General features: G+C 38.6%; 20 protein-coding genes and 1 pseudogene. 20 read left to right on the top strand and 1 reads right to left on the bottom strand.

What is annotated here, in order from left to right:
* The first annotated feature begins 12 nt into the window (after positions 1 to 12).
* From LI112_RS15720 to LI112_RS15635, 18 genes and pseudogenes are all read left to right on the top strand, one after another.
* On the top strand, positions 13 to 1,464 hold the full coding sequence (locus tag LI112_RS15720) for a sugar transferase (RefSeq protein ID WP_227191048.1): 1,452 nt from the start codon (positions 13 to 15) through the stop codon (positions 1,462 to 1,464).
* A gap of 39 nt (positions 1,465 to 1,503) precedes the next feature.
* On the top strand, positions 1,504 to 2,397 hold the full coding sequence (rfbA, locus tag LI112_RS15715; RefSeq protein ID WP_118197812.1) for a glucose-1-phosphate thymidylyltransferase RfbA: 894 nt from the start codon (positions 1,504 to 1,506) through the stop codon (positions 2,395 to 2,397).
* A gap of 32 nt (positions 2,398 to 2,429) precedes the next feature.
* On the top strand, positions 2,430 to 3,449 hold the full coding sequence (gene rfbB, locus LI112_RS15710) for a dTDP-glucose 4,6-dehydratase (RefSeq protein WP_227191046.1): 1,020 nt from the start codon (positions 2,430 to 2,432) through the stop codon (positions 3,447 to 3,449).
* A gap of 19 nt (positions 3,450 to 3,468) precedes the next feature.
* The gene (gene rfbC / locus LI112_RS15705; protein ID WP_227191045.1) at positions 3,469 to 4,077 is read left to right on the top strand and encodes a dTDP-4-dehydrorhamnose 3,5-epimerase; all 609 of its coding nucleotides are present in this window, start codon (positions 3,469 to 3,471) and stop codon (positions 4,075 to 4,077) included.
* Positions 4,078 to 4,107: 30 nt separating this feature from the next.
* On the top strand, positions 4,108 to 5,349 hold the full coding sequence (gene cps2T, locus LI112_RS15700) for a beta 1-4 rhamnosyltransferase Cps2T (RefSeq protein WP_227191043.1): 1,242 nt from the start codon (positions 4,108 to 4,110) through the stop codon (positions 5,347 to 5,349).
* Between the two features lie 2 nt (positions 5,350 to 5,351).
* Positions 5,352 to 6,539, top strand: a complete 1,188-nt coding sequence (locus tag LI112_RS15695; protein WP_227191041.1) for a glycosyltransferase family 4 protein — start codon at positions 5,352 to 5,354, stop codon at positions 6,537 to 6,539.
* Positions 6,540 to 6,544: 5 nt separating this feature from the next.
* On the top strand, positions 6,545 to 7,186 hold the full coding sequence (locus LI112_RS15690; RefSeq protein WP_227191040.1) for an acyltransferase: 642 nt from the start codon (positions 6,545 to 6,547) through the stop codon (positions 7,184 to 7,186).
* Between the two features lie 474 nt (positions 7,187 to 7,660).
* Positions 7,661 to 9,040, top strand: a complete 1,380-nt coding sequence (locus LI112_RS15685; protein ID WP_227191038.1) for a glycosyltransferase family 2 protein — start codon at positions 7,661 to 7,663, stop codon at positions 9,038 to 9,040.
* A 12-nt stretch (positions 9,041 to 9,052) separates the two neighbouring features.
* Positions 9,053 to 9,907, top strand: a complete 855-nt coding sequence (locus LI112_RS15680; protein WP_227191037.1) for a glycosyltransferase family 2 protein — start codon at positions 9,053 to 9,055, stop codon at positions 9,905 to 9,907.
* A gap of 80 nt (positions 9,908 to 9,987) precedes the next feature.
* Positions 9,988 to 11,211, top strand: a complete 1,224-nt coding sequence (locus LI112_RS15675; protein ID WP_227191035.1) for a hypothetical protein — start codon at positions 9,988 to 9,990, stop codon at positions 11,209 to 11,211.
* The gene (locus tag LI112_RS15670; RefSeq protein ID WP_227191033.1) at positions 11,189 to 12,580 is read left to right on the top strand and encodes a lipopolysaccharide biosynthesis protein; all 1,392 of its coding nucleotides are present in this window, start codon (positions 11,189 to 11,191) and stop codon (positions 12,578 to 12,580) included. Before LI112_RS15675 ends, LI112_RS15670 begins: the two co-directional genes overlap by 23 nt.
* Positions 12,581 to 12,755: 175 nt before the next feature.
* Complete coding sequence (locus LI112_RS15665) at positions 12,756 to 13,658, top strand: sugar phosphate nucleotidyltransferase (RefSeq protein ID WP_227191031.1); 903 nt, start codon at positions 12,756 to 12,758, stop codon at positions 13,656 to 13,658.
* 225 nt (positions 13,659 to 13,883) lie between these two features.
* Positions 13,884 to 14,189: a hypothetical protein gene (locus LI112_RS15660; RefSeq protein WP_227191030.1), complete on the top strand. Its 306-nt coding sequence runs from the start codon at positions 13,884 to 13,886 to the stop codon at positions 14,187 to 14,189.
* Positions 14,190 to 14,194: 5 nt separating this feature from the next.
* Positions 14,195 to 14,455, top strand: a complete 261-nt coding sequence (locus tag LI112_RS15655; RefSeq protein ID WP_227191028.1) for a hypothetical protein — start codon at positions 14,195 to 14,197, stop codon at positions 14,453 to 14,455.
* Between the two features lie 150 nt (positions 14,456 to 14,605).
* Positions 14,606 to 16,294, top strand: a complete 1,689-nt coding sequence (locus LI112_RS15650; RefSeq protein WP_227191026.1) for an AAA family ATPase — start codon at positions 14,606 to 14,608, stop codon at positions 16,292 to 16,294.
* 83 nt (positions 16,295 to 16,377) lie between these two features.
* Positions 16,378 to 16,761, top strand: coding sequence for a VOC family protein (locus LI112_RS15645; RefSeq protein WP_227191024.1), 384 nt, complete (start codon positions 16,378 to 16,380; stop codon positions 16,759 to 16,761).
* 219 nt (positions 16,762 to 16,980) lie between these two features.
* Positions 16,981 to 18,369: pseudogene (locus LI112_RS15640) on the top strand (AAA family ATPase); the annotation flags it as partial.
* A 38-nt stretch (positions 18,370 to 18,407) separates the two neighbouring features.
* Positions 18,408 to 18,725 (top strand): helix-turn-helix domain-containing protein, encoded by a 318-nt coding sequence (locus LI112_RS15635; RefSeq protein WP_227191023.1) that lies wholly within the window; start codon positions 18,408 to 18,410, stop codon positions 18,723 to 18,725.
* A 47-nt stretch (positions 18,726 to 18,772) separates the two neighbouring features.
* Here LI112_RS15635 and fliB read toward each other — a convergent pair whose 3' ends face one another.
* Complete coding sequence (gene fliB / locus LI112_RS15630; protein ID WP_227191021.1) at positions 18,773 to 19,966, bottom strand: flagellin lysine-N-methylase; 1,194 nt, start codon at positions 19,964 to 19,966, stop codon at positions 18,773 to 18,775.
* 86 nt (positions 19,967 to 20,052) lie between these two features.
* Between fliB and LI112_RS15625 the strand changes: the two genes are divergently transcribed.
* Positions 20,053 to 21,063 carry a calcium/sodium antiporter gene (locus tag LI112_RS15625; RefSeq protein WP_118367747.1) on the top strand — a complete coding sequence of 337 codons (1,011 nt, stop codon included), beginning with the start codon at positions 20,053 to 20,055 and terminating at the stop codon, positions 21,061 to 21,063.
* 161 nt (positions 21,064 to 21,224) lie between these two features.
* Positions 21,225 to 23,063, top strand: a complete 1,839-nt coding sequence (gene glmS, locus LI112_RS15620; RefSeq protein ID WP_227191020.1) for a glutamine--fructose-6-phosphate transaminase (isomerizing) — start codon at positions 21,225 to 21,227, stop codon at positions 23,061 to 23,063.
* Positions 23,064 to 23,131: the final 68 nt, after the last annotated feature.

Raw genomic sequence — 23,131 nt, 5'->3', positions numbered from 1 at the left:
AGGGGGAAGCGTATGTATAAGAAATCACCACAGGGGTGGCTGAAACACTGGGATTTTATCCTTCTGGATATTTTCTGCCTTCAGCTTGCCTTTGTAGTTGCATACTTAGTACGACAGGGGTTGGAAAACCCGTACAGTGATCAGATCTACCGCACAGTCGCATTTGTATTTATGCTGTGCCAGATTGTGGTCATGTTTCTGGGACAGTCCTATCAGGATATCCTGAAACGGGGCTATTACATAGAATTTACCAAGACAGCCAAGCATGTATTGATGGTCATGCTGCTGTCTGTCCTGTATCTCTTTGCAACACAGCAGGCAGTCAGCTATTCCAGATTAACGTTGTTCTATACCGCATTTTTGTATTTATGCTTTGACTACGTCGGCAGAGTATGGCACAAAGATTATGTCCTGAAAAAGAATGCGACCAAAAAGAAAGAAAAGTCCATGGTCGTTGTGGTAAGCCTCGCCGAAGCAAAAGAAACGATTGAAAAAATCCTGAGCAGTCCGATCCAGAACTTTTCTATCAATGGGATCGCGCTCATTGATGACAATCCGGGAGTAAAAGAAATCGCAGGCATACCGGTTGTCGGAAATATGGACACGATCAGTGAATATCTCTGTCATGAATGGGTTGACGAAGTCTTTGTCAAGATCAGCGAGACAGAACCATATCCACAGAAGCTGATCGATGAGATCATCACCATGGGACTGACTGTACATCTCAGCCTGGGTGAGATGGAAAAATCACTCAGCGGAAAGAATTTTATAGAAAAAATCGGCGGCTATTCGGTAATTACATCCAGTATCAATACCGCATCACCGAAACAGCTGCTCTACAAGAGGCTGACGGATATTGCCGGAGGAATTGTCGGCTGCCTGCTTACCGTGATCCTGATCGTTGTCATAGGACCGATGATTTATATCAAATCCCCAGGACCGATTTTCTTCTCACAGGTGCGTATTGGCAAGAACGGAAAGAAATTCAAAATCTATAAATTCCGCAGCATGTATATGGATGCCGAAGAGAGAAAAGCAGAACTGATGAGTCAGAACAAAATGGAGGGCCTGATGTTCAAAATGGACTACGATCCGCGAATCATTGGCAGTGAGAAGAAGGATAAAAACGGTAATCCAAAAGGAATCGGAAACTTTATCCGTAAGACATCCCTGGATGAGTTCCCCCAGTTCTGGAATGTCCTGAAAGGCGATATGAGCCTGGTGGGAACAAGACCACCGACAGTTGATGAATGGGAAAAGTATGAACTTCACCACAGAAGCCGTATGTCGATCAAACCGGGAATCACCGGAATGTGGCAGGTGAGCGGCAGAAGCGATATTACGGATTTTGAGGAAGTTGTGAAGCTGGATACCGAGTATATCGAGAACTGGTCGATTGGGTTGGATGTGAAGATTTTACTGAAGACGGTGACTTCAGTGTTGAAGAGCGAGGGTTCGGTTTAAAGAATCAAAAGTATAAAAAGAGATATTCAAGGAGTGTATATGAAGGGAATTATATTAGCTGGTGGGTCTGGCACACGTTTGTATCCGTTAACAAGGGTAACATCGAAGCAGTTGTTACCAATCTATGACAAGCCGATGATCTATTATCCATTATCGGTTTTGATGAATGCGGGAATCAGGGACATCCTGATTATTTCCACACCACAGGATACTCCTCGTTTTGAGGAACTCTTAGGTGATGGAAAACAATTTGGAATTAATCTTACATATACAGTTCAGCCGTCACCGGACGGACTGGCTCAGGCATTTATCATTGGAGCTGATTTCATCGGTGACGACACAGTAGCTATGGTTCTTGGCGATAACATTTTTGCCGGACATGGACTGAAAAAGCGTCTGGAAGCAGCAGTGAAGAATGCGGAATCTGGCAAGGGTGCGACTGTATTTGGCTATTATGTAGATGATCCGGAGCGCTTCGGTATTGTTGAATTTGACAAGACTGGAAAGGCTATTTCCATTGAAGAAAAACCGGAAAAACCGAAGAGCAATTACTGTGTAACAGGATTATATTTCTATGATAATCGTGTTGTTGAGTTCGCAAAAAATCTGAAACCATCTGCCCGTGGTGAGCTTGAGATCACAGACCTGAACCGTATCTATCTGGAAGACGGAACTCTGAATGTGGAGCTTTTAGGACAGGGATTTACCTGGCTGGATACAGGTACACATGAGAGTCTTGTGGATGCGACAAATTTTGTTAAGACAGTGGAGACACATCAGCACCGAAAAATCGCCTGCCTGGAAGAGATTGCTTACCTGAATGGCTGGATTAGCAGGGAGCAGGTTATGGAAGAGTATGAGATCCTGAAGAAGAACCAGTATGGACAGTATCTGAAGGACGTACTGGATGGTAAATATATCGACGTATTGTAATAAGAACGAATACATAAAGGATGGAGAAAAACATGAATATTATTGTAACAGGCGGAGCAGGTTTTATTGGAAGTAACTTCGTTTTCCATATGCTGAATAAATATCCGGATTATCGTATCGTTTGTCTGGATAAGTTAACTTATGCGGGTAATCTTTCTACACTGGAGCCAGTGATGGACAATCCGAATTTCCGTTTTGTTAAAGCGGATATCTGTGACAGAGAAGCCGTTTATAAACTTTTTGAGGAAGAGCATCCGGACATGGTTGTAAACTTTGCAGCAGAGAGCCATGTTGACAGAAGTATTGAGAATCCGGAAGTGTTCCTGGATACAAATATTAAGGGAACTGCAGTGATGATGGATGCATGCCGTAAGTATGGAATCAAACGTTATCATCAGGTTTCTACAGACGAAGTATACGGTGATCTTCCGCTTGACAGACCGGATCTGTTCTTTACAGAGGAGACTCCGATCCACACAAGCAGTCCGTACAGCTCATCTAAGGCAGCTGCTGATCTTTTGGTTCTGGCATACCACAGAACTTATGGACTGCCTGTTACAATTTCAAGATGCAGTAACAACTATGGCCCGTATCATTTCCCGGAAAAATTGATTCCGCTGATGATTGCAAACGCGCTGGCAGACAAGCCGCTTCCGGTTTATGGAGAGGGCTTGAATGTTCGTGACTGGCTGTATGTGGAAGACCACTGTAAGGCAATTGATCTGATCATTCACAATGGAAGAGTTGGAGAAGTCTACAATGTAGGCGGACACAATGAGAAACAGAACATTGAGATTGTTAAGATTATCTGCAAGGAGCTTGGAAAGCCGGAGAGTCTGATTACTCACGTTGGTGACCGTAAGGGTCATGATATGCGTTATGCGATTGACCCGACCAAGATCCACAGTGAACTTGGATGGCTTCCTGAGACAAAGTTTGAGGATGGAATCAAAAAGACGATCAAATGGTATCTGGAAAACAGAGAATGGTGGGAGACGATCATTTCCGGTGAATACCAGAACTATTATGAAAAAATGTACAGCAACCGTTGATTAACAGGAGATTTTTAAAATGGGACAGATTACAGTTGATAAAAATGTAGGCGGTATTGAAGGGCTTTGTGTGATCAAACCGGCAGTGCACGGAGATGATCGTGGCTACTTCATGGAGACCTACAATGAAAAAGATATGAAAGAGGCAGGGATTGATATCAAGTTTGTACAGGACAATCAGTCCATGTCAGTGAAAGGTGTTCTGCGTGGACTTCATTTCCAGAAACAGTATCCGCAGTGCAAACTTGTACGTGCGGTTCGTGGAACAGTGTTTGATGTTGCTGTTGATCTCAGATCTGATTCAGAAACTTATGGTAAATGGTACGGAGTTACTCTTTCAGCAGAAAATAAAGTACAGTTTCTGATTCCGGAAGGTTTTGCACATGGATTTCTCGTACTGAGCGATGAAGCAGAATTTTGTTACAAAGTGAATGATTTTTATCATCCGAATGACGAGGGTGGAATGGCATGGAATGATCCGGAGATTGGAATCCAGTGGCCGGAACTGAAGGGCGAGTATAAAGGAAATGCTTCCGCGGAAGGTTATACATTGGAGGATGGAACGGCATTGATTTTGAGCGATAAAGACCAGAAGTGGTTGGGATTGAAAGATACTTTTAAATTTTAGGAACTAGAAAAGTTAAGGATGAGTATAAGAGTGCAATCGAAGAAAGAAATACAGCATGTTTATTTGGTAGGTGCGAAGAGCCTTGGGGCATATGGTGGGTATGAAACATTTCATGTGAAACTTACAGAGTATCACCAGAATAATGAAAAAATTAAATATCATGTTGCCTGTAAAGCAAATGGTGATGGATGCATGGATGAGAGCAAGTTTGAAGGCGTGACTGAAATCAACGATCACGAATTTGAGTTCCATAATGCTCACTGTTTTAAGATTAATATTCCGCAGATTGGACCTGCACAGGCAATTTATTATGATGTGGCTGCATTGAAGGTTTGTTGTGAGCATATTAAGAAAAAGCACATTCCACATCCGATTGTTTACATTATGGCTTGTCGTATAGGTCCCTTTGCCAGACATTTTTATAAAGAAATCCATAAGTTGGGTGGTACTGTATATCTGAATCCAGATGGTCATGAATGGATGAGAGCAAAGTGGTCTGCACCGATTCGGAAGTACTGGAAGATTTCTGAGCAGATGATGGTCAAATATTGCGACCTTGCTATCTGTGACTCTGTGAATATCGAAAAGTATATTCATGAGAGCTATGATGGAAAGGGAATCAAAAGCAGAAATCCAAAAACGACTTTTATTGCCTACGGTGCAGATCTTACCCTTAGCAAGCTAGCGGATGATGATGAAAAACTGGTGAGCTGGTATAAGGAAAAAGGATTGAGGAAAAAGGGCTATTACCTTGTTGTCGGTCGTTTTGTGCCGGAAAACTCTTTTGAAGTTATGATTCGAGAGTTTATGAAGAGTAAGAGCAACAAGAATTTTGCTATCATTACAAATGTGAATGATAAGTTTTTGAATGAGCTTGAAGAAAAACTTCATTTCAAGGGTGATAAGAGAATCAAATTTGTTGGCACTGTTTACGATCAGGAACTTTTGAAAAAAATTCGAGAGAATGCCTATGCATATTTCCATGGCCACACGGTTGGCGGTACTAATCCGTCACTGATTGAGGCCCTTGGCAGTACAGATTTAAATTTGCTGGTTGATGTTGGATTTAATAAAGAAGTTGCAGAAGATTGTGCTTTGTATTGGAGTCGCAAGCCGGATAGTCTTGCAAAGTTGATTGATAAGGCAGATCAAATGAGTGTGGATGAAATTGCAGAGATAGGTCAGAGAGCCAAGAAGCGTGTTGCGAAGAAGTACACATGGGATAAGATCTGTGGACAATATGAAGATGTATTCACAAACAGGGAGAACTAACTATGAAAATATTAGCAATACATAATTTCCATAGAAAAGGTTCAGCAAGTGGGGATGATCAAGTCTTTAAGAGCGAAACTGCATTGTTGGAAAGTCATGGAAATCAAGTGGTTCGATATACGGTTTCCAATGATGAATTTGATAATGCAGGGGTGTTTGGCAAGCTATCTGCAACATTTGGAATGTTGTGGAGTTCAAAGAACTATAAAGCTGTACAGCAGTTAATTCAAGAAGAAAAGCCAGATATTATACATATTCATACTTTTTTTCCATTACTTTCACCGTCGATTCTTTATGCAGCAAAACGAAGTGGTGTTAAAGTTGTAGCTACGCTACATGATACTCGTTTTGTTTGCCCGTGCTCAACGTCTTTACGTGGAACAGAGCTCTGCAATGAATGCGGTGATGGAAGGTATTTTCGTATGTGTAAATATGGATGCTTTAAAAATTCTAAATTGCAGAGCTTTATCGTAGCAGGTATTTTTACATATCACCGGATAAGAAAAAGCTTTTATAAGCAAATTGACCGTTATATTTGTTTGAATGAAAATCAAATTCGGCTTCTTACGAACATCGGATTTGATAAGGAAAAAATTATAAAGAAATATAATTTTGTGCCAGATACAGAAGAAAATCTCAAAGCATTAAAAGTAGCTGATTTACCAGAACGGTATGTCGTTTTTTATGGCCGTATTGGTGAGGAAAAAGGAATTAGAATCCTGATGAAAATTTGGGATGATTTGCCAGATATTCCTTTGGTAGTAATGGGTGGAGGTCCGCTCGAAGAAGAGTTTAGGCATTGGGCAGACAGACATGACAATGTTTACTTTCTTGGATATACGCAACACGATAAATGTCTGTCAATTGTGAAGGGTGGAGAATTTGTGGTTTTCCCATCCATTTGGTATGAAGGATGCTCAATGGTTGAAATTGAAACAGAAAGTCTTGGAAAAGGTTTGATAGCAACGGATCTTGGTTTTTCAACAGAAGCAATTGAAAATGGTGTAAATGGTTACAAGGTGGAACTTGGCAATGTCGAAGCTTTTCGAAAATGTATTGCGAAACTATGGAGCAATCCAGAGCATGTTTTAAAAATTGGACGAAATGCACGTTTGGACTATGAATGGAAATATAGGCCTGAAGACAATTATGAACAGCTTATGGATATTTATAGAAAAATAATAGGATGATGAGTATGAACGCAGCGATTGAGAAAAAAGACAAAATAAACATTCTTTGCAGAACAGGTGTAAAAGTCATTCGAGGGTGTTTTAAAAAGTTGTTCTTGAAAGAAACGCACGGAATGCTTCTTGTTGGAAAAGGTGTACAGATATCCCATGGAAAACACATTCGCTGTGGGAAAAATGTTAAATTTGAAGATTTCGCTGAAATCCATGGCTTATGTTCTAACGGTCTGAATTTTGGAGATTATGTGACTATAAGCAGAGGAGTTATGATTAGACCATCCAGTTATTATGGGGGCGATTATGGAATTGGATTGACGATAGGAGAACACAGCTCGATTGGACCGTACGGATATGTGGGGTGTTCTGGGAGAATCGTTATTGGAAAGAATGTAATGTTTGGGCCTAAATGTAGTCTGTTTGCGGAGAACCATGTGTTTTCTAATACGGATAATAGCATTAAAAGTCAAGGAGTTCAACAAAAGGGAATTACCATTGAGGATGATTGTTGGATTGGAAGTAATGTGATAATCCTTGATGGAGTAACAATTGGAAAAGGTAGTGTTATCGGTGCAGGAACATTGGTATCTAAGGATGTCCCAGCAGGTAGTGTTGTTGTTGATAAGAGAGAGAAAATGGTGAGAGAAAGGTAATAAGAAAATGATTTTAAAAGAGGATACGCAGATTTTAAAAGGATTAGCTATCTTTATGATAATAGTTGAGCATTTAGGCAAGTATTACATATTGCGGCATTGAATCCATTGGAGTCTGTCTTTTCCTCTTTATTTCTGGATATGTTTTATCCTGTTCATATGAGAAGAATGGACAAAATAGATATTTCTTAAAAAGAGTTCTAAAGGTTTATGTTCCATAGGTAGTGTAGCTATGGTTTATGTGATTGAAAGTCTAAAAAGAATAAATGTTGTAAAGATGTTTATTTTATTGACAGGGAACATATCGTATGAACTTTATTTAGCGCATGTGCTATTCCTTGACTAGTTGAAACAACAACAGGTAATGATTAAAAATTTTATGATATATGGTATGGCTGTACTACTAAGCACAGTAATTTTATACGGAATAAATTGTCTTGTGCAACGGGTAGAGAAAAGTTTAATGAGGTAAATATGAAGATTGTGTCCTTTACGATGGTAAATAATGAAAGCGAAATTATAGAATCCTTTGTTCGTTATAATTATAACTTTGTAGATGAGATGGTAATTATTGATAATGGTTGCACTGATAGTACGATTAAAATTATACGAAATTTAATTGCAGAAGGGTTCAAAATCACTGTTTATGATGAATCGTTGGAAGCCTATAATCAATATCGGCTGGACAATAAATATTTGAATAAGATTATAAATGAAATCAAGCCGGATTGGATTTTGCCGTTAGATGCAGATGAATTTTTAACAGGTGAAAATAATCCGCGAGAAGTCATTGAAAAACTCCCTATGGATAACATTTACTATGTGACTTGGCGATGGTATGTTATGACAAAAAATGACAATGAAAAGGAAGCTTTTATCCCTAAAAAAATGCAATATTGTTTGATTCGTCCAGCATGGAATTATTCAGATGGAACGCCTGTAACAAAAGCAATTATTCCTGCTGCATATTATAAAAAAATGGGTCTTACATTGTCTATGGGACATCATACTGTGTTCGGAAATGATAAGGTAAAGATTACGCACTTGGATAATCTTCAGTTTGCACATTATCGAGCAATTAGTGAGAAACAACTAATTTATAAAACTTGCTGCTATACTATGCGCGATATAGCAACAATGGAAAATAATTTTGAAACAGCGCAACGAACAAACCAGATGGCGCTTATAGAGCAAGGGACGAATATGTGGGAAGCGGCAGAAGAGTCGTCTTATGGTGGATATTCACATGAAATTAAAAGAATACCATTAGAATTGGGATTTTGCACAAAATGTAATCTTGAGTTGAAGTATGAAGAATTGTCTAGTGAAAGTGTTGAGAAGAGAATCTTGTATACTGGACGTGAGATGGCTATAAGAGCTTATAACTCTGAAAGAAGTAAAAAAGAAAAGAGATTTTTGAAACCAATTATTCTTTGGCTTGATGGTATAAGGGGGGATGAATGTATATTTCCAAATCCATCAAATAAATTAACGGTTCTGACGGAGATGTATAATGTTCGAGGGCTAGTAACAATGACTGAAGAAGTTAAGTTTTTAAAGGCGAATTATAGATTGATTGTTATGCCAGATTTTGTGAAATTTTTACCACATGAATACATAGTGATATCTGACAGTTTGAATTTTGAAAGCACAAGAAGTGAACTTATCAATGCAGGTCTTAATAGAGAAGAAATCATATCTTTACAGGATTATAGAAAAAAGCTTGGAATTATAAGAAATACATATTGTATGGTTCGCTTTGTGCCGAGTATGATTGGTCGAGTGTGTCAATATTTTAAGCGAAATGGATTTACTACTACTGTGAATAAAATCAAACAACGCTTAAAAAAGTAATTGAGGTAAATAATGGATGTATCGGTGATTGTTCCTTTTTATAAGGGAAATAAATATATTAATAACATTTTAAGAATGGTAAAAGAAAATGTTGCAAACGCAAATGAGATTACAGTTGAAGTAGTCGTTGTAAATGATTCACCTGAAATAGAAATTCAGTATGAAAAAGATTTGGTCGATGGATATTTTTTGAACATTGTACGGCATAAGAAAAATATGGGAATTCAGCAGGCGAGGATTACGGGTATTAATGTTGCACAAGGAAAATATGTTCTGATGTTAGATCAGGATGATGAAATTATTCCAAATACAATAAAAACTCAATTTGACTTGATTGGTGACAACGCAGCGATATTATCAAATGGCTATAGCGAAAACAGTGATGGAATTAGAATAGAATTGTATAAAAATAAAAAACAAATGTCTGTTGTAAATAATTTTTCATATTATTTTTATTTTGGAAATATGATTGCATCGCCTGGATTATGTCTTATTCAGAGGGAGAAAATTCCGTCGTTATGGATAAATCATGTTATGAAGATAAATGGAGCTGATGATTGGTTACTATGGGTGCTTTTTCTTAATGAAGGAAATAAGTTTGTACTAAATAATGAATTTTGTTACATACATAAAAATGATGGTCAAAACACATCTAATGATGAAGAAAAAATGCTTGATTCGTCACAAGAGGCATGGAATATTTTGAAGTTGGAAGGAATAGTAGATAAGAAACTCCTTTCTGTATATAAGAGAAGGCTTAAAATGCGAAGACAATATTTTAAAGGTGGAAAAGTGAGAAAAGTCATTCAATATTTAAAAAATTTAGATATATTTTGGTATGTGTTTAGATATAACAAAATGATGTAATTATTATTAGATTAGTTTATGGGGTTAAAATGGAGAGTTTATATGGATATTAAATTTAGTTGGAAGGGAGAAAATAATAAGTGAAAATCAAACTGAATCGAAATACTTATATCTTTTTTGCATTCTTCATTACAACAATTGGAAATTCAAGTTTTTTAACACAAAAGGGATTAGATGAAATAGTTACATATTCTGGGATTGCATTGATTTTATCAGGCATTATTTATAGTAGATTTAGAAATATGAAGAGAAATAGATTAAGACATAAGACTACTTTTAAATTATTTTTAATAGTAGAAATATTTTTTTCTATTGGGATAATGATGCAAAATATTAGTAATGCATTAAAAGCTAAACTTTTGTTGACAATGTTTTTTGTGGCAGCATTTGCATTATTATCTGATGATTTTATTACTTCTTTGAATATGGCTAGACATGCGGCATATGGAGTTTTGATGGGAACTATTATTACGACAAGTTTAGCTTTGATTGGTGGGGAGTCTTTAACTTCAATCGCTGTTGAGGGGGCAATATCTTCTGGATTTAATGGTGGATTGCAGCATAAAAATTATTTTGCGTGTGCGATGTTAATAGTTTTTAGTGTTATATGTTTATACAATAGATATGAAAGAAGAATGAAGATTAATAAATGGGTTATGGGGATTTCAGCTGTCTTATTGATAGCTTCTAATTCAAGGGGTGCTTTGATTATGACATTTGTATTCTTAGTTGTATCCCATTATGATGCTTTGTTGAAGTTAAAAGCGAGTCAGCGTGGTATATTTGTGTTTGTAGTTAGTATAGTAGGTGTTATAGGAGCCGCGCTTGTATATTCTTTTATTATTTCAGATAGCGGTTCATATATGATTCGTATGAAAGGATTTATAACATATATTGAATTATATAAAGCGGATTTTTTTCATATGTGGTATGGAAATGCTGAAATGGCATGGAAAGATGGAAACTATGTCAACAATGTTAGAGCAGTTATTGGATGGGATGGAACTGTTGAGTTATCATTTTTGAGCATACTTGTTAAGAATGGAATATTGGGATATTTTGGGTATGCAATTATTTTTTTATTTTATATAAAAAACGGATTGACAGTTAAAAATTGGAAAAAGAAATCAATAATTTTGGCTTTAAGTTTATCATTATTATCATCGGCATTTGTTGAAAATTATATTACTAATACACATGTTGTATATGGGATATTCAATTATTGCGTAATTAATGGCTTGATAGGCCAGAATAATCAATTCTATAAAAGGAAAAAAGAGAATGTCAGAATTAACCAATATTAAGACCGGAATGCTGAAAGTTTTAATTGCCAATGTTGTAAATCTCATAATAGGTCTATTGAGTAGTTTTATTTTGCCCAAATTTCTTTCGATAAATTCTTATGCTGAAATAAAAACATTTCAATTATATGTTTCGTATATAGGACTATTGCATTTTGGATATGTTGATGCGTTGTATCTTTTGTATGGTGGACAAGAAATAAATAAAATTGATAAAGATTCTTTGAAAGAAAATTTATCAACATTTCAAGTGTTTCAGGTCATAGTAACAATTATAAGTATAGGAATAGGGGTTGTATTAAAGAATAATTTGATGCTTGCTTTTTCGATATCAATAATACCTTCTAATATGCTCTCTTTTTATCAATGTATATATCAGGCATCAGGAGAATTTGCATTATATGGTAAAATAATCAATAGTACCACTGTGTCATATTTTATATTAAATATGATTTTGATTTTTTTTCTGCATCAAGACAATCCATATCTATATATAGGAGTAATCATTGTTGTTAATTATTGTGTGTGTATGATACTTATGAGAAATGCTTGGAAAAAGCAGAAAATTAGGTTTGAAATTAAAAGTGTAAATTTAAAACTTATATTATATAATGTGAAAAATGGTATTTCACTTACATTGGGTAATTTATCATCAATCTTTCTTACAGGTATGGATAGATGGTTTGTAAAGACATTAATGAACAATATAGCATTTGCTCAGTATTCATTTGCAGTTAGCATTGAAAACTTTTTGGAAGTGTTAACATCGTCTGTTACTATAACTATGTATAATTTTTTTTGTAGAGTAATCGATTTGCAAAAAATTCGAGAAGCGCGAAATATGGTTATGTTTTTGGCTACATGTATTGTTGCATGTGCTTTTCCGGCGAGATGGGTTTTGGAAAATTTTTTAACAAAATATATAGAATCAATACATGTGATGTTTTTATTGTTTGGAGCACAGATTTTTAATATAGTAATAAAAGGTATATATATTAATCTTTATAAAGCTCAAAAAAAACAAAATATATACTTTATCAAGTTGATAGGAGTTATTATAATTGGTTTTACGTTTAATATAGTATGTTATAAGATTTGGCCAATTAAGGAATGCTTTGCTATAGGCACATTGTTATCAGCTATTTGCTGGTATTTTATGAGCGTATATGATTTTAAATATATAAAATACAATATAAAGGAATTAAGTTATCCGTTTGTCCAGGTTTGTATATATTTGATATGTGGATTGTGTTTTAAGGCAATTTTGGGATTTGCGATATATATTTTTATGACTTTAATGATTACATATTTCTTATTACCAGACACAATCAATAAGGCGTTAAATTTTATTTGTGTGAAAATAAAAAAATAATTGCAAAAATATGATAAATTATTAATGGAAGAACAAGAAAAAATTAAATCATACAAATAATGCTTTGAAAGATAATGCCATTAGGCAAGATGTTCGAAAAGTGTTACGGATAAAAGGTGTCAGTCACCCAAATGATTGTCAGTAGAAAATAAGTAACAAACAAAGGAGATCCCCCATGCAAACAACATTACTTATCATGGCAGCCGGTATCGGATCGCGATTCGGTGGTGGAATTAAACAGTTAGAACCAGTAGATGCAGCAGGACACATCATCATGGATTATTCAATTCATGATGCGATCGAGGCTGGTTTCAACAAGGTTGTATTTATTATCCGCAAGGATATTGAGAATGAATTTAAAGAAGTTATTGGTGATCGAATTGCCGGTATTTGCAGTGAGCATAATGTGACTGTAGATTATGCTTTTCAGAATATTAATGACATTCCGAGTACTTTACCGGAAGGAAGAACGAAACCGTGGGGAACGGGACAGGCTGTTCTGGCAGCGAAGGATGTGCTGACAACTCCGTTTATCGTGATCAATGCGGATGATTATTATGGAAAAGAAGGATTCCGTGCGGTTCATGAGTATCTGGTAAATGGAGGACAGTCCTGTATGGCTGGATTTGTTTTGAAAAATACTTTATCAGATAATGGCGGAGTTACCCGTGGTATCTGTAAAATGGATGCAGAGAATAATCTGACGGAAGTTGTAGAAACAAAGAATATCGTTAAGACTGCAGAGGGTGCAGAAGCTGATGAAGTGAAGCTGGATGTTGATTCTTTGGTTTCCATGAATATGTGGGGACTTACTCCTGATTTCCTGAAAACATTGGAAGAGGGATTTAAAGAATTCTTTGAGAAAGAAGTTCCGGTGAATCCGCTGAAAGCAGAATATCTGATTCCGACATTTATCGGAGAACTGTTATCAGAAGGAAAGATGTCTGTGAAGGTGCTGCGTACCAATGATACCTGGTATGGAATGACTTACAAAGAGGATGTTGCAGCAGTAAAAGAAAGCTTCAGTAAGATGCTGGAGGATGGTACATATAAGGGAGATTTATTCTCTGATCTGTAATGCATGTAGCCACGGGAAACCGTGGCTATTGTGATATCTGGCAAAAACTCAATTGACATTCTTAGCCCATTTTGTTATATTAAAATTACATATCTGGGAAAGTTCTTTAACCGTTCGGTTATCTAATCCCCATATGAAAAAATAAGAAAATATGGCGGAGAGGATAGGGCGGGACATGTAAGATATCGGCATTCTTCTTTGTCATCATAAGAAGGGAGAATGTGGATGCAGAGAAGAAAACTGGAAGAATTGAGTCTGATGGATGATTTCCTGTTTAATGCAATGTTGACTCATCTGGAAACAGGAGAGAAATTTACCAATAAGATTCTGAAGCTGTTATTTAATCGTGAGTTCAAAAATCTGAGGGTAAGTGTACAGAAATTTTATGCAGGGATGAATACAGATCTGCGAGGGGCAAGGTTGGATGTCTGTATTGAAGGAGATTGTGTAAGTATCGAGGGAGATGAGATTCCTTCGGTATATGATGTGGAACCGGATCAGAACAATACGGCAAAAGATATTGGTTTCTGAATTACATGGAGAACACGGATCAGAATAATGCAGTGAATGAAGATTTGAAAGACATCCAGAAAATGGTGGATGTAGTCAAGCAAGACGGGGAGGTGTCATTGCAGTATATGAAGAGTTTTGAACATGACCAGTTGATGTATGAAGAAGGACGTCTGGCAGAAATAAAAAACACAGAACGGGAAAAGAAGCGTGCAGATATGGCGCAGAGTCGGATTAAGGAATTAGAGGCAGAGCTGAAAAAATATAGGAAAAAAACTACGGCGTAGGATAAATTGTAACAATGAAGATAGCCACGGGAAACCGTGGCTATTATGATATCTGGGAAAACTCGCTTTACGTAAAAATGGTTTCATGATATCATTATTTTTATAAATGATGTTTTCGTGGAACCTTTTTTGTTTTGTGGAGGTGCAGGAATGATGGGAAAGAAAAAATTACCAATTGGAATAGAGAGTTTTGAAGAAATCCGAAAAGAAGGCTTCTATTATGTTGATAAAACGGGAGTGATTGGACAGCTTCTTGAAAAATGGGGGAAGGTAAATCTTTTCACCCGCCCGAGACGTTTTGGTAAATCTTTAAATATGAGCATGCTGAAGGCTTTTTTTGAAATTGGTGGAGATTCTGCATTGTTCGAAGGATTGAAGATTTCGGAGAAGAAAGAACTTTGTGAGAAATATATGGGGCAGTTTCCGGTAATCTCTATCAGTCTAAAGAGTGTAGAAGGATTGTCTTTTGAAGCGGCGAAAAAAGCTTTAAAGGATATTTTAGGTGTGGAGGCTGGGAGATTTTATTTCCTGACAAAAAGCAGTAAGCTTACAGCTGAAGAAATAGAATCTTATAAAGCACTGCTCAGGGTAGGTGAGACAGGCGATTTTCTGATGTCCGATACAGCAATGGAGAAAGCTCTTTTGAGGTTATCGTCACTGCTTTGTAAACATTACGGAAAACAGGTGATCCTTCTGATTGACGAATACGATGTGCCGCTGGATAAGGCATTTCAGTATGGGTATTATGATGAGATGGTATCATTGATCAGAAATATGTTTGGGAATGCATTAAAGACGAATCCGAATCTGTATTTTGCTGTGTTGACAGGATGTCTGAGAATTTCGAAGGAAAGTATCTTTACTGGTCTTAATAATTTGAAAGTACTGACGCTTACAGACGTGAGATTTGATGAATATTTTGGATTTACAGACTCAGAAGTAAAAGATATGCTGGAATATTATGGATTATCTGAACATTATGGAGAAGTTAAAGAGTGGTATGACGGATATCGTTTTGGAAATGTGGAAGTGTATTGTCCGTGGGATGTGATCAATTACTGCGATCTTTTAAAAGCAGATCCGAATGCATTTCCACAGGGTTACTGGTCTAACACAAGTGGAGATGCAATGGTGCGCAGATTTATTGATAAGGCGGATACTCAGACTCGTGATGAGATTGAGCGGCTGATCGCCGGCGATGAGATTGTAAAAGAAATTCATCAGGAATTGACATATAATGAACTGGACAGCAGCATCGAAAACTTGTGGAGTGTACTCTTTACGACTGGATATCTGACACAACGTGGCCAGGAAGAAAAGAAGTATCGTTTGGCAATCCCAAATAATGAGATCAGAGAATTATTTATTTCACAGATCCGGGAATGGTTTCGTGATGTATCCAGAAAAGACGGGGAGACACTGAACCAGTTCTGTGAGGCATTTCCAGAACAGAATCCGGAGAAAATAGAAGAGATCTTCAGTGATTATCTCTGGAATACAATCAGTATTCGGGACACGGCATCTTCAAAGAAGGAAAACTTTTATCATGGAATCCTTCTGGGACTTTTGGGATATAAATCTAACTGGCTCGTTAAATCTAATGCGGAATCAGGTTTGGGTTACAGTGACATTCTTGTAGAGGTGCCAAAGAACCGCACTGGTATCGTGATTGAATTGAAATACGCAGAAGATGGTAATATGGATGCTGCCTGTGAGAAAGCTCTGCAGCAGATCGAAGACAGAGATTATGCGGCAAAGCTGAAAGATGACGGGATGCGGAATATCATTAAGTATGGAATCGCGTGCTATAAGAAGAATTGTAAAGTGGTGTTGGGCTGATATTTTTATGTAACATTTAGAAAATGGTGGACATAGTCAAGCTAGACGGGGAGGTGTCATTACAATATATGGAGTGTGAAAAAATGAATTTATCAAAAATACATCATATTGCAATCATCGTATCTGACTACGAAGTCGCAAAGGATTTCTACGTGAATAAGCTGGGATTCTCTGTCATTAGAGAAAACTACCGCCCGGAGCGTAAAGATTGGAAGTTGGATCTTCGTGTCAATGAACACACGGAACTGGAGATTTTTGCAGAGGAAAATCCTCCGAAGCGTGTGAACCGCCCGGAAGCCTGTGGGCTGCGTCATCTTGCATTCTGTGTGGACAGTGTGGAGCAGACGGTAAAAGAACTGGCCGAGACCGGTATTGACTGTGAGCCGATTCGGGTTGACGATTATACCGGCAAGAAGATGACTTTCTTCCATGACCCGGACGGATTGCCGTTGGAGTTGCATGAGTAAAGAGGTGGGCAAAATGATATTCCGTAAGGCCGAAAAAGAAGATTTTTACAAAATAATATCTCTGTACTGGAACTTGATTGATCATGAGCAGGATGAGTCGTCATTCCCTCATTGGAAGAAAGGTATCCACCCATCTGATCTGTAATCGATATAAAAAGTTAGAGTTTAAAACTCGCTTTACGTCAAAATGGTTTCATGATATCATTATTTCTATAAATAATGAGTTCGTGGAACCTTTTTTATTGGGCTTGTGGAGGTACAGGAATGACGGGAAAGAAAAAATTACCAATTGGAATAGAGAGTTTTGAAGAAATCCGAAAAGAAGGCTTCTATTATGTTGATAAAACGGGAGTGATTGGACAGCTTCTTGAAAAATGGGGGAAGGTAAATCTTTTCACCCGTCCGAGACGTTTTGGTAAATCCCTGAATATGAGCATGCTGAAGGCTTTTTTTGAAATTGGCGGAGATCCTGGATTATTTGAAGGATTGAAGATTTCGGAGAAGAAAGAACTTTGTGAGAAATATATGGGACAGTTTCCAGTGATTTCAATTAGTCTGAAAAATGTGGAAGGCTTGTCTTTTGAAGCGGCAAAAAAAGCTTTGAAGGATACGCTGGGAGTGGAAGCAAGACGATTCTATTTTCTGGAACAGAGTATAAAACTTACGGATGAAGAAAAAGAATCTTACAAAGCATTGATTGGGGTGGATGCCACAGGCGATTTCCAAATGTCTGATACGGCAATGGAAAAAGATCTTTTAAGGTTATCAGCCTTGCTTCGCAAACATTACGGGAAACAGGTCATTCTTCTGATTGATGAATACGATGTGCCTCTGGATAAGGCATTTCAGTATGGATATTATGATGAGATGGTGTCTTTGCTCAGAAACATGTTTGGCAATGCATTAAAGACGAATCCGAATCTGTATTTTGCTGTGCTGACAGGATGTCTGAGAATTTCGAAGGAAAGCATCTTTACCGGTCTTAATAATCTGAAAGTGCTGACGCTTACGGATGTGAGATTTGATGAATATTTTGGATTTACAGATACAGAAGTAGAGGATATGCTGGAATATTATGGATTATCTGAGCATTATGGAGAAGTTAAAGAATGGTATGACGGATATCGCTTTGGAAATGTGGAAGTGTATTGTCCGTGGGATGTGATCAATTACTGCGATCTTTTAAAAGCAGATCCGAATGCATTTCCACAGGGTTACTGGTCTAACACAAGTGGAGATGCAATGGTGCGCAGATTTATTGATAAGGCGGATACTCAGACTCGTGATGAGATTGAGCGGCTGATCGCCGGCGATGAGATTGTAAAAGAAATTCATCAGGAATTGACATATAATGAACTGGACAGCAGCATCGAAAACCTGTGGAGTGTACTCTTTACGACCGGATATCTGACACAACGTGGCCAGGAAGGAAAGAAGTATCGTTTGGCAATCCCAAATAATGAGATCAGAGAATTACTTATTTCACAGATCCGGGAATGGTTCCGTGATGTATCCAGAAAAGACGGGGAGACACTGAACCAGTTCTGTGAGGCATTTCCGGATCAGAATCCAAAGAAAATAGAAGAGATATTCAGCGATTATCTCTGGAAGAATTGTAAAGTGATGTTGGGTTGATGGAGAAACAAATGATTACAAAGGTAAATTTTGGTAAGAGAATAAGTGATTTACGAATCGGGAGGGGGCAAAACTCAGCTCGTGAAATGAGCCTTGCGCTGGGACAGAACCCGAGTTATATTAATCGGATCGAAAATGGCAAAGCACTGCCATCGATGCAGGGATTTTTCAGCATCTGTGAGTATCTGCAGATCACGCCGGGTGATTTTTTTAATGAGGATACAGAAGCTCCGCGGGAAGTGCGGGAGCTGCTGGAGAAGATTGAGAAGCTTACACCGGAGCAGAGGACTCTGATCAGACAGGTAGTTGAGCAGTTTTTGGGAGAATAATTCCATAAAAGATAAGCAGGAGACCTTTACGGCCGCCTGCTTATCTTTTATATTGTGAGTAAATTTCTGAAATCAAACACATCTTCTTCATCCATCAGGCGTTCCATTTCATTGAGATTCGGATCGGAGTGTTCAAGTTCTCTTGAGAATCGATAGCAGATGGAAATCATATCTTCAAAGGTAAAATGACGGTCATTTTTTAACCAGGTTCCTGCGGCGAGTTCGTGGATCATGAAGGTGCAGATGACAGCCATTTTGACTTTGGCAAAGATCTGATCGTCATAAACGGATCCACAGAAGTAGGTGTAGATCCAGTAGAGGAGAAGCTGTTCTTCGTGAACCGTCCAGTCTGGATAATCGTGCGCGAAGGAGGCATAAATTTCTGTGAGTTCCGTATCATTTTGGCAGGAGCCATAGAGTGGAACGAGCGTTTTCCGAAGATATGTATGCCAGCCTGGGCGAAGAACCTCCATCTGTGGGATAACCGTGCGCCAGATCTGTTTGCTTAGAGCAAGCAGTGAGGCTGTAGCAGAGGTAGAATCTTTGCTGGGCTGTTCAGAAGATACCTGGCATTCGTCATTCCATTTCTGGATCTTGTTCAGAAATCTCTCGCCATATCCGGATTTTTGATGCCGACCGCGGATATCTTCCCACTGGAACAGCTCATTTTTGTCCAGACTGAGCTGAAAATCATGCGCACATGCCAGAAGTTTCTGACGGCGTAATCTGACCGGTATGGAACGATCCTGAATTACAGAGAAAAGATAGTCTCTGGTGTCCATCAAAGCGGTAAAAAGAAAATAATCGAAGTCATCGAAAGTTTCTTCCGGTGCTGCGACTTCTCTGGTGAAGAATGTGATTTTTTCTTTGTGGGATAAAAAAATTCTCGCGGCTTCCGGGCAGGAGAGGGACAGGGAGTATTCACGCAGTCCTTCAAATTCTTCAATGTGACGTGGGTATTTTCGGCAGGTGTCGCATAACATATCTTTACCGGCTTCGCTGTAGATATCGCAGAGATTGTCTTCATTCAGAAATGCACAGCGTTTGTCATACTGACAGAAAGAATGTTCTTTCCAGTCGATGTCATTGTGAAGTCTGTTTCGAAAAGGACCTTTGAATCTACGGTATTTCTGGAGACTTTTTTCATCGATCATGATCTGCCATCCGGCACAGCAGGTATCGGGACAGGCACCTGCGATACAGGAAAATTCTTTATAAAAAGTAGGTTTTGTTATCTGCATGTCTTGTTCTCCTTAACTTTATGTGCGATAATGTTCAGCAAAAGTATAACATTTTGTAGTGTAAGCTACAATGAAAGGAGCCATTCATGGAGCAATATATAAATAATGCGCCGTTTGCATTGGTAATCGTGTTTTTGATCATAGGTTTTGTGTTCCTGATCAAAGGAGCAGATTTTTTTGTTGAGGGAAGTTCCAGCATTGCAAAGAAACTGAAAGTTCCTTCAATCATCATCGGTCTGACAATCGTTGCAATGGGAACATCCCTTCCGGAAACTGCAGTCAGTGTGACTGCATCATTGGTGCACAATAATGAACTTGCAGTCAGTAATGTAGTCGGATCTAATATTTTTAATCTGATGTTTGTGATCGGTGTTTGTGCGATAATGACACCGATCATGGTGCAGAAGGATACGATCGCGAGGGATATCCCGCTTTCTGTTATCTGTGCGCTGCTCCTTCTGGGACTTGGATATCTTGCATGGGGGGATGCGCATGGTATGACACTGGGCCATTTGGACGGAGCTGTTTTTCTGGGCGCGTTTGCGGGATATATTTTCTATATGATCCGGACTGCGCTGAAAGCAAGGGCCGAAGGGAAAAAAGTTGAGATCGAAGCAGTTGAGGAGCTGGAAGATGGAGAACTGAAACTGTTGTCTTATCCAAAGAGTATTCTCTGCATTGTTGGTGGTGCAGTGGCAATTGCATTTGGTGGGGATATGACAGTTGATGCGGCAAGCAGGATCGCAATAGATCTGGGAATGAGCCAGACACTTGTGGGATTGACGATCGTTTCAATTGGAACGTCACTTCCTGAACTGGTTACTTCTGTGGTTGCGGCACGCAAAAATGAAGTTGATATGGCAGTGGGAAATGCAGTCGGATCGAATATATTTAATATTCTGATGGTCCTTGGTATTGCATCTGCTATCAGTCCGGTGTCGCTGATCAGTGAAAATGTGATCGATATTCTGGTCCTTGTCGGCTTTTCTGTCGTAGTCTGGTTTTTTGCCAGAAGTGACAGGAAGATCACAAGAAACGAGGGTATTGCCATGGTGGCAATGTATCTGATCTACACGGCATATATTATTATGAGATGACTGCCATTCGATATGGTAATTGCAGGCATTTGCAGATAAACTTGAACTCCTGCAGTTTTTGTGTTATGATAGACCAAAATTTGGCTTTTATAAAATTGTGCTTATTTTTTACATTATAGTTTGCTTTATATAAAGTTAAGAAGAGAAGAGGAGAAATATTTATGTGTGGAATAGTTGGTTTTACAGGATGTCATCAGGCAGCACCGATTCTTCTGGATGGTCTTTCCAAACTGGAATATCGTGGATATGATTCTGCGGGTATTGCGGTTCGTGATGGCGAAGGTGAGATAGAAGTCATTAAAGCAAAGGGACGTCTGAAGGTTTTATCCGAGAAGACAAATGACGGAGAATCTGTTCCGGGTACATGTGGTATCGGACATACCAGATGGGCAACTCACGGCGAACCGTCTGAGAACAATGCACACCCACATGTAAGTGATGATGGAAATGTTGTTGCAGTTCATAACGGAATCATTGAGAACTATCAGGAGCTGAAGGATAAACTTCTTCGCAAAGGTTATGCATTTTACTCAGAAACAGATACAGAAGTTGCCGTTAAACTGGTAGATTACTATTATAAAAAATATGAGGGAACTCCGGTTGATGCAATCAATCATGCAATGGTCCGTATCCGTGGTTCTTACGCACTTGCAATTATGTTTAAAGACTATCCGGAAGAAATCTATGTAGCTCGTAAAGACAGCCCGATGATTCTGGGTGTTTCTGATGGAGAGTCTTACGTTGCATCTGATGTTCCGGCTATTCTGAAATATACAAGAAATGTATATTATATCGGCAACCTGGAGATGGCTCGCGTTCGTAAGGGCGAGATTACTTTCTATAACCTCGACGGCGAAGAAATCCAGAAACAGATGAAAACGATCGAGTGGGATGCAGAAGCAGCAGAAAAAGCCGGTTTTGAGCATTTCATGATGAAAGAGATCCACGAGCAGCCGAAAGCAGTTCAGGACACTTTGAGTTCTGTTGTGAAAGACGGACAGATCGATCTTTCTGAAATCGGACTTACAGATGAAAATATTCAGGATATTGACCAGATTTATATTATTGCATGTGGTTCTGCATATCATGTGGGAATGGCTGCACAGTATGTATTTGAAGATATGGTTCGTGTTCCGGTTCGTGTTGAGCTGGCATCCGAATTCCGTTACAGAAATCCGATTCTGAACCCGAAAGCGCTGGCAATCATTATCAGCCAGTCCGGTGAGACTGCAGACAGTCTTGCAGCACTGCGTCTCTGCAAAGAAAACAACATCCGTACACTTGGCATTGTGAATGTGGTTGGTTCCTCTATTGCACGTGAAGCAGACAATGTCTTCTATACACTTGCAGGTCCGGAGATTTCCGTAGCAACCACAAAGGCATACAGTACACAGCTGATTGCGTCCTATGCGCTGGCTATCCAGTTTGCAAAAGTAAAAGGTACGATTTCCGAGGAACAGTACGCGGCATATATTAAAGAACTTGAAACTCTGCCGGATAAGATCCAGAGAATCATCGATGACAAAGAACGCATCCAGTGGTTCGCATCTAAACAGGCGAATGCAAAAGATGTATTCTTCATCGGTCGTGGCATTGATTATGCAATCTGTTTGGAAGGCAGCCTGAAGATGAAAGAGATCAGCTACATTCATTCTGAGGCATACGCAGCAGGTGAACTGAAACATGGTACGATTTCCCTGATTGAAGACGGTACACTGGTGATCGGTGTCCTTACACAGCCGGCTCTTTATGAAAAAACAGTCAGCAATATGGTTGAGTGCAGGAGCCGTGGCGCATACCTGATGGGTCTGACAACATTTGGAAATTATAACATCGAGGATACTGCGGACTTCACCGTATATATGCCGAAGACAGATCCGCATTTTGCAACATCCCTTGCAGTCATTCCACTGCAGTTGCTGGGATACTATGTAAGTGTTGCCAAGGGTCTTGATGTAGATAAGCCGAGAAACCTTGCAAAGAGCGTAACGGTTGAATAAAGATTTAACATTTAAGGGGCTGTCGCACTAAGTAATTAGTGCGCAGCCTCTTTTTGGTGCAAAAAAAA

Origin of the sequence: Blautia sp. 210820-DFI.6.14, assembly GCF_020558815.1 — a bacterium.
Classification (GTDB): Bacteria; Bacillota; Clostridia; order Lachnospirales; family Lachnospiraceae; genus Blautia_A; species Blautia_A obeum.
Note: the sequence above shows the minus strand (reverse complement) of the source record. Positions and strands in the feature narration are given on the sequence as shown.